Raw genomic sequence first — 12,867 nt, 5'->3', positions numbered from 1 at the left:
TTTAGGTGTGTGAAAGTAAAAGTGAGGGTAGTTGTTCTAATATCAGAGAATTAGCTATAGGTGCGCCAATTACACCACCCCATAGGGTGTAGTCTACAAAGTAAACTCGTCCTTCTTTCCATGCTCTCGAATTGTGCAATAGAGGATTTTTAGCCCATTTTTGCTGGAGTTCTTGGAGGGGAATTTTATAAGTAGATTCACCATTCCAATTATCTACCCAGGTATTAACAATGACTATATCTGCGTCGAGTTGAGCAAGGGTTTCCAAATTAATCTGTGGTCTTAACCCTAGTTTTCGTTCTATACCTGGCAGCAATACAGTTTGAAATCCAATTTTTTCCAGAAGTTCAATTGTATGTCCGTTGTATGTAACCTCTATATAGTCCATTGATTGACTGCAAGCAATATTTAGCACTCGCGGATGGGTGTTGACGAGAGGGGCTAATTGAGTGCGGACTTTAGCTAGTTGTTGCTGTTGTGAGGTGATGATTGATGGAATATTTTTCTGGCTATCAAGTGCTTTGGCGACAATTTTAATGTTGTCCTGCCAATTTTGCTCATTATCTATCAATACAGTGGGCGCGATCGCTCCTAATAACTGATTGTCCTGATAATTTAAGCCCAGAATCAAATCTGGTTTGAGTAGAGTCAAAGTTTCCAGGGAGGGTTGGGAGCGATCGCCTAAATTAATCGGTTGACTATTGACAAAATTACCTAAGTAGGGAATTTGTTGGCTAGGCTTGTCAAATTTAGGCGATCGCACTAAATAAGCATCGGCGTAAGCAGCAGGTTGGACATCGAGAGCTAACATCAGACTCAGCATCTTAGGTTCGAGAACTGCGATTTTTTGAGGTTTACCACAAATATTGGTTTTTCCTGCTGCATGTTCCACGACTCGACAATCAGCAGAAAGCGATCGCTCACTTTCTAAACGGAGGTTTTGAGGACTACCACCATGACAAGCTGTAATTAAGATGGCTGTCACCAGAACCCAGCCAATATATTTATAGAAGAAAGCGGTCGCGTTGCAGCAAGTTTCCAAGAACATGAGTAGATTCAATAAAAATCAAGGTTAGAACTGAATTGAAAATGAGCCGATAACAGTGAACGGTGCGCCGGGATAGATTATATTTCTGCTTTGAGATGTCTCATAATAAGTCTCATTGAAAAGATTTCGGAAATTCAGTGCTAACCTCCAGTTCTCTTGTTTGTAATAAATGGCTGAATCTGTTCTGAAATAGCTGGGCAAAACGCTCGTATTGTCCAAATCGGCGTATCTATCTCCCACATAGTAAAGGCCTAAACCAAAACCCAAGCCTTTTAAATCACCGCTTTGCAGTTCGTATGTTGACCACAAACTAGCAGCGTGTTCAGGAACATTAGTCAGCCGATTACCCACAGCAATGGCGTTGTCTTTTGAAGTAATCGCGTCGGTGTAGGTGTAAGAGGCAATGATATTCCAACCTGGCAAAATTTCGCCGCCAATATCTAATTCAATACCTCTACTTCTCTGTTCTCCCACCTGTATGGACTCATCGGGATCGTTGGGGTCGCTTGTAATAACGTTGGCTTTGGTAATCTCGAAGGCTGCTAAAGTTGCCGAAAGTCCTTCACTGATATCTGCTTTGATCCCCACTTCATACTGCGTTCCTTCTGTTGGCTTAAAGGGTTCGTTTGTTGCCGAGCGACCAAAAAAGCGATCGGGTTGAAACGATTGAGTGTAGCTGGCATAGAGGGAAATTGGTTGAATTGGTTGATAAACGATCCCAAAACGGGGACTAAAAGCGCTGAGGGACTCTTCACCCACTGTTTCTCCGAATTCTGTTTCTTTTCGTTGGAAAGTATCAAAGCGACCACCAACTAAAACCTTGAGATTCTCTGCAAAAGCAATTTGATCTTGGAGGTAAATCCCCAAGGTGTCTCTACGAGTCGTGTAAGAGGAAGTTTCTTCATCAGGTATGGCAGGTAAATCAACATCATAATTGGGATTAAAAATGTCTAGCTGTATGCGATTTGTCGCCTCAAATCCGGTATATTCCCAGGTGTTTCGTCTTAATTCCACCCCAATTAAAGGTTGATGGACAATCGATCCCGTCTTGAACTTTCCGACTAGTTCTGTTTGTAGGGTATAGATTTTTCGTGTGAATTCTTCACGACCTACAGATATTGGGGCAAACTGGTCATCAACTAGTGGTCTGCCACCAAAGGCATAAGCATCAGAAGATGATTTACCAGACACAAAAGAAAACGCATTACGAAGCTGCCAGTCTTTGCTAAATTCATGCTCAAGTCGATAGCCAAGCCGAAGACTGCTATCGTTATAAACACTTTCTGGCAGACCAATGAAGCGACTAATGGGGATGGGGGCGGGTCTGTCTCCAATGGAAGGGAGTCCGCGATCAAAGAGGTAATCATTGTTTAGATATTCAAGGTCGAATGTTAATGAAGTGCGATCGCTAATATTCCAGGTAATTACAGGTGCAACAAAGACACGTTCGGTAAAATTAAAATCTCGAAAGCTCTCAGAGTTTTGATAAGCCACATTCAGCCGATATAACACCGAACCGTCATCTGTGAGTGGCCCAGAAATATCAAAACTGGGGCGATAAAACCCATAATTTCCGACATTAAATTCAGCTGAATAATAGGGAGTGCTGAGGGGTTGCTTTGTAACAATATTGACAATCCCTCCCGGTTCAGCCTGACCAAATAGAACAGAAGCCGGCCCTTTGAGGACTTCGATTCGCTCGATATTTGCTGGATCTACCGAAGAATAAAAGTCATTGTCAGGAAATCCATTGCGGAAATTTCCATCTTGAGCGAAGCCACGAATATTATATCCACCGGCATCCGAACCTCCGTAGTTACCTTGTTTGCGTACACCACTGACGTTCTCCAAGGCTTCTTGTATACGCGTCGTTTTTTGGTCTTCTAAAATTCGACGCGGGATCACTTGAATTGAACCAGGAATATCTCGTACAGGTGTATCGGTTTTGGTCGCAGTGGTCGCATTCGGCACGCGATATCCGTCTTGTTCTCCCGTCACCACCAATTCAATTGCTTCATCCTGCTCCGCTACGGGTTCTTCTGGGGGTGTCTGGGTTGCTGGTTGTTCCTCTGTTTGTGGTGTTTGAGGTTGTTGTGCTGCTGTGGTTGTAGATGCAACAGCCAAAATCAACCCTGCATCATCATCAAATAACTCAACCGCAGGTAACGCTTTTTCCCCGACTACCGTCACCCGCACAGTATTTGCATCAATATTCGCAACTGTTATCTCAGTAATCCCCTCTGTAGGTTTTTCCGAGCGGTATGTAAAACCATCTCCATTAGGCAACTTTAACTGTCCACCAATAATATCTGCGATAAAATTATTACCAGTACTGCGATTGGTAACTTGCAGTTGCTCCCCTTGCTTAGTTTCTAAAATTACCTCCAGCCCTTTTTCAGTGGAATTTGCCCTTACTCCCGTAATAGTTATGACAGTTATGACATTACTATCTTGAGTTGGTGTCTGTACCAAAGTGCCAGCATTCGTATTGGGAATTTCGATGTCACTCAGTTGAGAAATTTTTTTACTAATTTCATCCTTTGCTAATTCCTCAGCTGTCGCAGGGATGGAGAGTAAAACGGCAATAGTAGCAAAGCTAACTGCTAAAGGCATCGTACTTTTCAAGAGCAAGCTGGAAAATAACTTATATGGCTTCATTTTTGATGTTTGGCTTCTTACCAATGGACTGCGGCAATTGTTTGTTCTTTAAAGGTATTTATCAATTTGATAGGTCGATGGTGATAGTTGCACACATAAACCTTTTTCATCTTCCAATAAGGGGGTAGATGATACCTATTTTCGATTGGTGAAATAGGGTGCGTTTGCTCTGATACTAATCACATCAGCAAAATCGCTCCCTCCTATTTAGGTTTAGATTTTGGATGACAAAACCCACAGCAATGCTGGTAAAGTTTTAGCCATCTACTTTCCTGCTTGCAAGTTTAATTAATTGCTCTTGACATTGAAATCGGGTTATTGCTAACTATTATCAGTATGATTATTACACGATAATGCTTTTTAAATCAATCTTAGTCAAAAAGAATAGTATTTTTTGTCAATAAATCTCTACTTCTTTGTGCGTCATTTTATCAGTAGAGCTGATTTACAAGCTTGCCTGAGAACGTGTGGGGTTAAGAGAATAGACAATATAGGAATCGTCAAAGGTTACAAAAGATCTCAGAATCTTCTTTATATTATGTGCGGCTGATTAGTTATAATTTCCGCATCTGTGCAAAAACCTGAAAACCCTTTCTCCCCCTGCTCCCTTGCAGTCTTAATGATAAGTCTTTAACCGGACACGATATTAGAGGTATTTCTGCTGCACCGAGAGTGACATTTGCTTTGTGGTTTGCAAGGTGTAGCGTGGTGAATTATAAATCCTACCTCTGCACCCCTAATAAAAATAGAATCAGGAATTTAAGTAAATTTGTTGGTTATTTACCACTTTTCCCTTGCGCCCTATCGGTACACACATCGGCGTCTCCACCACTGGATCATGAATAATCCGACACTGCAACCCAAACACTTCTTGAACTATTTCTTGAGTCATCACTAGCTTTGGTTCGCCAGCAGCAAAAATTCGACCATCTTTAACTGCAACTAAGTAATCAGCATAACGACATGCCAGATTTAAATCATGCAGCACCATCACAATTGTCCGTCCCTGATTTTGATTCAATTCATACAACAAATCTAAAATCTCTATTTGGTGTGCCAAATCTAAAAAAGTAGTCGGTTCATCTAAAAGTAAAATATCTGTGTCTTGTGCCAACGCCATTGCAATCCAAGCTCTTTGTCGTTGTCCACCAGATAAAGTATCTAATGCTCTCTCTGCCAATTCCAACAAGTCTGTAATTAAGAGTGCCTGTTGCACGATTTTTTCATCTTTTGCCGACCACTGCTGCGACCAATTTTGATAAGGGTAACGTCCTTGTGCTACCAAATCTTGTACTGTTAACCCTTCTGGTGCTACTGGACCTTGAGGCAAAATGCCTAACTGCTGTGCTACTTCTTTGGTGGAAAGATTAAAAATAGATGTTCCATCAAGATAGACTGTACCGCTACGGGGTTTAAGTAATCTTGCTAAACCTCTTAATAAGGTTGATTTACCACAACCATTAGCACCAACTAAAATACTAATTTGTCCGGTGGGAATTGCCAGATTTAGGTCACGGATAATTAGCGCACCATCGTAAGCTAAAGACAGACTTTTGGTTGAGAGTCCTTTCATAAGTAATATTTCCCAGCTTTATTTTTTGCGGTTACGAATTAATAAATAAAGAAAATAAGGAGCGCCAATTGCAGCAGTTACCACCCCACAAGGAAGTTCGATAGGTGCAAAGAGTGTTCTTCCTAACAAGTCTGCCATCACAACAATCACTCCCCCCAAGAGTGCGGAAGTAGGTATCAAGCTTTCATGGGTTGCACCTACCAACTGTCGTCCTAAATGGGGTGCAATTAAACCAATAAAACTAATATTTCCGGCGGTGGCGACTCCTGCACCTGCTAAGGCTACACCCACCAGCACGAGTAAAGCACGTTGCCATTCCACCCGACTACCTAAACTTTTAGCAACATCATCTCCCAAGTTTAGAGCGTTCAAATGCCTGGCCAATGTCAAAGCCATTGGGACAAAAACAATTAACCAAGGTAATAGAGAAAATACTTGCTCCCAAGTCCGTCCGTAGACGCTCCCAGCTAACCAAACCAAAGCATTACTAACGTCAGAAATTTCGCCAAAGGTAATCATCAAGGTGGTTATAGCACTGGCGATCGCAGATAAGCCAATACCCATTAAAATTAATAGAATTGGGGAACTACCGTTATTCCAAGCCAGTGAGTAAATTAAAATCGCCATCAGCGAAGCACCAGCAAAGGCTGATAGAGGTAAAGTATAAATAGGTGCTGATGGAAACAGTACAATTACTACAACTGCCGCCAGACTTGCCCCAGCGTTGATGCCGATAATACCAGGATCAGCCAATGGATTGCGTGTCACTCCTTGAAATATAGTACCTGAAATTGCCAGCGCCATTCCCACCATAAAAGCCACAAGGGTGCGGGGTAGACGCAGATTTTGAATCACGAATTGATGGTCTGGGTTTCCTGTATCTAAACCCAATATAGTTTTCACAATATCCAAAGGCGAGATTGGATATTCACCTTTGGCCACATTCATCACCATCGCCAGTGCGATCGCTACTACCAAACATAACAATACGACTGGTACACGTCGGTCGATTCGGAAAGATATCGCCTGTGAACGAATGACTAGCCAATCAACCTTCATTTTTTCACCTTTGATTTAACCAGGTAGACAAAAAAAGGAGCGCCTACTATTGCTGTCATTACACCTACAGGTAACTCCTGTGGTTTGAGCAATACACGGGCGGCAATATCTGCAACTAAGAGTAAGATTGCCCCCAAAACTGCACAATAGGGTAATATCCAACGATAATTGGCTTTAATGTAAAATCTCACTATATGGGGAACGACTAAACCAATGAAGCCGATTGGTCCTGCAAGGGCAACGGAACTTCCTGCTAGTAAAACTACGCTGATAGCGGTAAATATTTTGATCCAAGCTGTCTGTTGCCCCAAACCTTTAGCGACATCTTCACCTAAACTTATAGTGGTAATTTGTTTGCCGAGGGCAAAAGCTATAACTAATCCCATGCCGACAAAAGGCAGTAGTTGCAAGAATAAATTAAAATCTCGACCAGATAATGAACCAGCTAACCAAAATCTCACTTGTTCGAGTGTTTGTTGACTAACAATGAGGATACCGGTGGTGAAAGAAGAAATTAGAGCAGTTAACGCCGCTCCCGCTATCGTCAAATTCAGTGGGGTGGCTCCTCCCCGTCCCAGAGAACCAAGGATGTAAACTAACACTGCTGTTAACCCTGCACCCAAAAAGGACACAAGAGCGTAAATACTTAGGGATGAACTGCCAAAAACAAAAGTTGCCACAACGACAAACAGCGCGGCTCCCGACTCAATACCTAAAATACCTGGATCTGCTAAAGGGTTCCGTGTCAAACCCTGCATTAATGCTCCCGATACAGCAAGGGCTGAACCTACAAAAATAGCAATTAGCGATCGCGGTAATCTCACAGTCTGAACAACTAAGTGATCATAGGAACCATCAAAGGCTATAAAAGATGTAAAAATCTTGTCTAAAGGTATTTCTGCTGCACCTAGCGTCACACTAAACAGTAAGCAAATTAGCAGTATACATAGTCCCAAAACCAGACCAAATAAGGCTGTAATGAGTGGCTTTTTCAATTCTCTAGGTGAGAGTGTAGTTGCTTTTGTCATGATCCTGCCGTCAATGGAAAATATTACGCTCTGCTGGTTAGTTGTTTTTTCACTGGACACTCTCAATATTTAACAGCTTTTTTGTCATAGGAGTTGATAATCTTTCTTGATAAATATATAGATTACATGATCGTGTAGCCTTTTCCCCATTTTTTAAAAGGAATAAAAGACACCCTTATAGCTTTGATATAGTTTCTCAATAAAGTGGTATTGTTAGATAAACTTAAATCTGCTTTGTCAAAGTCACTTGCACGCCAAGAGGGGATTGGGGACGCTATGTTGCTAGCAAACCCACATCTACCTTGGTCAGATTTATTTTCATGGTATGAAGCCCAAATCACCGCACCCGGAATTGATGCTTATGGGGCATTCGTTGCTTCCACCCACATTAATCCTTCTATTTCTAGCGATCGCAATGCATCCGTAAAAAATGTATTTTTTAATACAATAATGCTGCCACTATATCAAGTAATTCGCACTTCTTAAAACATTATTGTATAATTATTAACCATAAAAACATTTAAATACTCAGTTAACCTTGCTTCTTCTTGCGTTGTCGCCTGTATTATCGCTTCTACGGCTGCGGTAATTGCTCAACCCAAACCTTCACAAACCAATTTGGTCATAAAATTAACCCCGACTCAGTTAAAAGTTTTGCGATCGCTAGGGTTAAAAGTAGCATTACCAAGTTACGTACCTCCAAGTTTTAATGCCGATACAGTATTAGTCTCGGCTGGGCGCGAAAATGTTGACAGCTTGCGTTATTTAGTTGTTTACCAAAATTTAAGTGCAGATAAATGCTTTGTGATTGAGTCAGCGTCTGGTGGTATTGGCGACTTGCCTTCTGGGCCGCGCAGTTACTCAATAAATTCTCCGATATTTGGAAAAAGCGTTTTGGAGCAAGGATTATATGGGAATGCCAAACAACCAACATTGCTATCGCAGTGGTTGGGGGAGGAAAATGGCCCCTTTTACAGATTTGTTGGTACAGGAGTAATACCAGAATTGTCCAATTGTAGTAACGTTACTCCCCAAGAAGCAGTCAAAGTTTCGCAGTCGATTCGATACTTGAATTAATTAACTACGGTTATTAAACCGCAGATGTTTATTCATAATAGAGGTTGGAGATATTAAGGCGATTGAGAAAGCGATGCCTACGGCGGGCTGCGCCTACGCGATTAAACTAGGCAACTACATTTTGCCTCAATTGCTCCCGCTTTGACTCTTCAGCAATCTCCTCTACTGTGCTTCCCCACCTTCTCCACTACCTCTGGGTAAACATCAGTACTATACCCGGTAAGACTTCGATATTGCTAGCCAGGATGAGATCATGCATTTTGTAATCACAGTAGTACTCGCTAGCTTGATGTGATTGGGAGCGTTTTGCAGACAACATTATGATTGCACAGTTCGATAGCAGAGCGCGATGGTGAATGATGTCGCAGCCGCAAGCGCCGTCCCCGTCCGAATATGATTCCATATTGTCCAGTTGGCAAGGTAGCTAGACCATAAAGAGAGTTCGATGGCGCTACCCGGCTCGACTCTGGCCAGCGCATCGTTGAGTGGCACATTGAAAACAATAGTCACGCCTAAAGTGCCAACGAGATAAAGCAGGCTGCCGACAAGCAAATAGACAGCACCAGGTTGATGCCACCTTAACAGTGAGAAGATAAATAGAAAAACGCAAGCCGCAGCCGTTCCGAATAGCACCGTCATAAACAACGGATTGATCGCTGCGATATTGATGGATTGCATGGCAATAATGCCCTGCGTCGGTGCTATTCGGGCAAGAGCGTTCATTACAAAGGTCGAAAAAGCGAAAAAGACTCCAGCAATCAACCCACAGCCGAGTGCGGCTAAAAGTTTCAATCCGAAAAGCGAGTAGTCAAAATTTGTCAACAAATTTCTTTGGGAGTAAAGGTCTTGAATGAACGGTTTTGGAAAATTAGGGCAATATCCTCTAAGTGGGGCATTCAGTGTTAAGTTGGTGTACGACAATAATTGGCTCGGCAGGAGTGATAGTCAATCCCAAGAGTCAAATCTGCTAGACTGGCTGTGGAAAATTAGTTTGGATTGAATACTCATCCAATTTTAAAAAAGTTTTTTACTTTTGACAGGCTAACTAAAAAATATATCCTCTGCTAGATCCTAAGTAACTACTTAATTAATAAAGTAAAGTATATTATATGCAAAGATAATAAGTAATAAATGGAAGTTGGCATCCAAAATACAGCAGAAATCCTGGAGCAAGTTCACCAATTAGAATCTACACTAGGTCTTAAAAACGAAGCTTGTCGTTCCAAATTTTTAATTCATCCTTACTTAACATCAAAAGTTTTTTTGTTTTTGCATGGTTTTACAGCAGGGCCTTACCAGTTTGAGCCACTCGGTAAAGCCTTCTTTAACAAGGGATATAACGTTCTGATTCCTTTACAACCGGGTCATGGACGATCAGGTAACTGGAATCGTCAAAATCCTCCACCACTACCAACAGATATTCAGATATATCAACAATTTCTACTCAAATGGTTGGAGATTGCAAAAACGCTAGGTCAACAAGTTGTAATTGGTGGATTGTCAACGGGTGGAACTTTAGCTGCTTGGTTAGCTTTAGAGCATCCCCAGGAGATTGACCGCACTTTATTGTTCACGCCTTATTTAGCTAGTCGTTACTCACTATTGGATCAACTTATCAAAATTCTGCCAATTTACTTTGAATGGTTCAACAAAGATGCATCTGGCAATTTTGGTTATAAGGGTTTTTGTCTCAAGGCATTACGGATATTTCTTCAATTGGCAGAGGAGGTTTTAGAAAAGGCTCAAGACTGTATTTCTGCTCCTATTTTAATGGTATGTAGCGAAGGAGATCATGCTGTTAACCGTTCCAAACAACAGGATTTTTTCCGAAGGGTAGTTAACCAGCAACCAAAATCCTGGTATTACTGTTTCGATGATTCGCTTCACATTGAACACCGGATGATGACAAAACTGGAAGACAATGATTATGAGGAACTGGTAATCACCCTTGCTAAGGCTTTTGTTGAGAGTGATTTGACTTGGATAGAGTTTGAGCAAATGGCAAAGCTAATAGCGCAGGGACGAGCCTATGACCAAATCATGCTCGAATTCAACCTCGATGGTCAAATTTCTCAAGAGCTATCTGCAATGATGACTCAAGCTTTTGGCTGTGAGCATCTCAAGTGCATCAATCCATACGAATAATGCATAACACCCTTTGATTACTAAGTACAAGATGCCCTGTCCCCTTTTCAATGTCTAAAATCTAATAACCAGAACTGCTGGAAATAAAATTATCAACCAGTTGCGGAGAATTGGTAATTCAATCTGGAGCGATCGCACTCAGATTTATTGTCCACATTTACACGCTCTTTAAAGGTGTTAGGGCTAAAGTTTTCGTCAAATCAGCAAGGAGAAAACGATCGCAGAGGTTAAACATTTCTACCTCGGTAGAGGTCTGTCGCATCAGCCGCAGGAAATCACCTTCAGTGTCAACACTTAGGGCAATGTAGTTAAGAAACATTTTTAGGTAGCCTATGCGCGATCGCTCTGGCATAGTTGCTGCTGTGGGGGTTTGCCATAAACGATCAATATAGTTGCGTACCTCTACTAAAGGAACAGGCGTGATCGTCTCGAAGCGCAAAGCCTGCCGAATTTGATTAAAAAGCCAAGGATTGCCGATGGCCCAGCGTCCAACCATTACACCCGCCGCGCCCGTTTGAGAAAGCACTTTAAGGGCAGTTGTTGCAGAGTGGATATTGCCATTGGCAAGCACTGGACAATCAACCCGTTTCACCGCTTCAGCGATCAAATCATATTTCACTGCTCCGTGGTACATATCTTTCACAGTGCGACCATGCAAACTCAGCAAATCAATGCTGTGGCGATTGATCATATCTAGAATTTCGTAAAAGTTATCTGTATTTTCAAAGCCTAAGCGCATCTTGACTGTCAAAGGTCGATCGTTCACAGCAGAACGTAGTTCTCCCAAAATCCGATCCACTTTTTCAGGTAATAGCAGCAATCCACCCCCAACATTTTTACGATAGATTCTAGGTGCTGGACAGCCCATGTTCAAGTCAACTCCAGCGATATTATAGTTGCAGAGTTCCTTTGCTGTTCTTACTAAATCTGGAATGCTTTCGCCAATCATTTGAGCAAAAACGGGCCGACCCGTGTCATTTTCGGTGATTGCTGTCAGAATGCTACGATTGAGCCGTGAGGTATCATTCACCCGGAAATACTCGGTGAAAAAGTAGTCAGGGCTGCCGTAGTGGGCAATCACCTTCATAAACCAGAGGTTTGTTACATCCTGCATGGGTGCAAGAGCCGTGAAGGGTAGGTCTGGATGCAGCGATTGGGGGAGCGATACCTGGGACGACATAGAGATGAAGAGCGTTCAACAAAACTTCACTCTATCAAAAAATGCTTAATTGTTGGCAAATACAATAGATTTGTCCCCTAATAAAGTTTTTGAGTTTTTTGAGCCATGCAAAGCAAGGGTTTCAGACACCAATTTTTTAAACTGGAAGATGTATAAGAAATAAATTGCTGATGTAGTAGCATTTATGCTCAGTGATGAAGCACGATGGAGAACTGGGTCAAAAGAGGCAGGGGAGCAGGGGGCAGGGAGCAAGGGAGAAAGCTGAGACGGAGCTTCCCCAGCAAGAGCGCCCTTTATGGCGGGGCTTTATACCCATGTTCCGCTCTGCTCCACGGCTTCGGGTAGGGCTTGCTCCCCCTGCTCCCTGTTCCTCCGCTTCTTGGTAAAATATCTGCGTTAATGGTGGAATTGCATGAGATGATATTTGAAGAACTGCCGAAAAATCAAATTTAAATTTTCCACCTCTTTGGTTTATACGCCAAAAAACTTATTCTCTGGCTTTAAGCAAATAAAGATTCTGTTCATTGTAAAAGTCAATATTTTTTGCTCCGGGAGGCTCCTAAATGGCACCGCAATTATATAGTCGGGTGTGTCTTGTTCCGCTAGCTTTTTCTTTACTGACCGTGGGTACAAGTACGGCAAAAGCGATCGCCCAAACTACGTTTCCATTCGACGTAGTATATGACACAAACGTTACTCTGACACCTATCCCATCAACCGACGTATCAAAAGCGTTTGTCTCAGGCTTCAATCCTGATGCTGACTATGGTCTGACTAACTTTTTAAGCATAGACAACTACAGCCGAGTTGACCCGGATACTGGAAATCTCGTGTTCGTTCAAGACCCAACAAAATTTGGTTTGCAAGGCTTACCAATTGGCAGAGACGAGTTTTTTGGCAGTGGCGATGATAAATTATTTGCCAGCAGTAGCGCTACTGCTTCATTTGACTTTATCAACCGCCAATTAGTAGGTTCTGGTACTATAACCATCACTGGCTGGTGGTGCAGGCAAGTTTAGCGGTGCTACAGGCATATTTAACTTTAATGAAATTGAGTCACTTGATCAAGATCCCACTGCTCCTTTGAGAGGTCAAGCTT

The 12,867-nt window shown here is 42.2% G+C and carries 11 protein-coding genes and 1 pseudogene; 5 read left to right on the top strand and 7 right to left on the bottom strand.

What is annotated here, in order from left to right:
- Position 1: 1 nt before the first annotated feature.
- The 5 genes from LC608_RS15420 to LC608_RS15400 form a co-directional block, all read right to left on the bottom strand.
- Positions 2 to 1,048 (bottom strand): iron-siderophore ABC transporter substrate-binding protein, encoded by a 1,047-nt coding sequence (locus LC608_RS15420; RefSeq protein WP_229554370.1) that lies wholly within the window; start codon positions 1,046 to 1,048, stop codon positions 2 to 4.
- Between the two features lie 24 nt (positions 1,049 to 1,072).
- Complete coding sequence (locus tag LC608_RS15415) at positions 1,073 to 3,661, bottom strand: TonB-dependent receptor (RefSeq protein ID WP_229554369.1); 2,589 nt, start codon at positions 3,659 to 3,661, stop codon at positions 1,073 to 1,075.
- Between the two features lie 796 nt (positions 3,662 to 4,457).
- Positions 4,458 to 5,279 (bottom strand): ABC transporter ATP-binding protein, encoded by an 822-nt coding sequence (locus tag LC608_RS15410; RefSeq protein WP_229554368.1) that lies wholly within the window; start codon positions 5,277 to 5,279, stop codon positions 4,458 to 4,460.
- An 18-nt stretch (positions 5,280 to 5,297) separates the two neighbouring features.
- Entirely contained in the window at positions 5,298 to 6,338 is a 1,041-nt protein-coding gene (locus LC608_RS15405; protein ID WP_229554367.1) for an iron ABC transporter permease, read from the bottom strand.
- Entirely contained in the window at positions 6,335 to 7,366 is a 1,032-nt protein-coding gene (locus LC608_RS15400; protein WP_229554366.1) for an iron ABC transporter permease, read from the bottom strand. The genes LC608_RS15405 and LC608_RS15400 overlap by 4 nt, the downstream gene beginning before the upstream one ends.
- Before the next feature lie 267 nt (positions 7,367 to 7,633).
- On the opposite strand from LC608_RS15400, the pseudogene LC608_RS37550 reads away from it, so the two are divergent.
- Together LC608_RS37550 and LC608_RS15390 are read left to right on the top strand one after the other, a co-directional pair.
- Positions 7,634 to 7,735 (top strand): annotated as a pseudogene (locus LC608_RS37550) (penicillin acylase family protein); the annotation flags it as partial.
- Positions 7,736 to 7,984: 249 nt separating this feature from the next.
- Positions 7,985 to 8,443, top strand: a complete 459-nt coding sequence (locus LC608_RS15390) for a hypothetical protein (RefSeq protein ID WP_229554364.1) — start codon at positions 7,985 to 7,987, stop codon at positions 8,441 to 8,443.
- Positions 8,444 to 8,761: 318 nt separating this feature from the next.
- Here LC608_RS15390 and LC608_RS15385 read toward each other — a convergent pair whose 3' ends face one another.
- Positions 8,762 to 9,265, bottom strand: coding sequence for a DUF1772 domain-containing protein (locus LC608_RS15385; RefSeq protein ID WP_229554363.1), 504 nt, complete (start codon positions 9,263 to 9,265; stop codon positions 8,762 to 8,764).
- A gap of 28 nt (positions 9,266 to 9,293) precedes the next feature.
- On the opposite strand from LC608_RS15385, the gene LC608_RS15380 reads away from it, so the two are divergent.
- Together LC608_RS15380 and LC608_RS15375 are read left to right on the top strand one after the other, a co-directional pair.
- A complete protein-coding gene (locus tag LC608_RS15380) occupies positions 9,294 to 9,443 on the top strand; it encodes a hypothetical protein (protein ID WP_229554362.1) in 150 nt (49 codons plus the stop codon).
- 131 nt (positions 9,444 to 9,574) lie between these two features.
- A complete protein-coding gene (locus tag LC608_RS15375) occupies positions 9,575 to 10,588 on the top strand; it encodes a carboxylesterase (protein WP_229554361.1) in 1,014 nt (337 codons plus the stop codon).
- Between the two features lie 157 nt (positions 10,589 to 10,745).
- Here the strand turns inward: LC608_RS15375 and LC608_RS15370 are convergent, their stop codons facing one another.
- Complete coding sequence (locus LC608_RS15370) at positions 10,746 to 11,768, bottom strand: tRNA-dihydrouridine synthase family protein (protein WP_229554360.1); 1,023 nt, start codon at positions 11,766 to 11,768, stop codon at positions 10,746 to 10,748.
- A gap of 563 nt (positions 11,769 to 12,331) precedes the next feature.
- Here LC608_RS15370 and LC608_RS15365 point away from each other — a divergent pair.
- Complete coding sequence (locus tag LC608_RS15365) at positions 12,332 to 12,787, top strand: hypothetical protein (RefSeq protein WP_229554359.1); 456 nt, start codon at positions 12,332 to 12,334, stop codon at positions 12,785 to 12,787.
- Positions 12,788 to 12,867: the final 80 nt, after the last annotated feature.

This window comes from Nostoc sp. XA010 (assembly GCF_020829625.1).
Classification (GTDB): Bacteria; Cyanobacteriota; Cyanobacteriia; order Cyanobacteriales; family Nostocaceae; genus Nostoc.
Note: the sequence above shows the minus strand (reverse complement) of the source record. Positions and strands in the feature narration are given on the sequence as shown.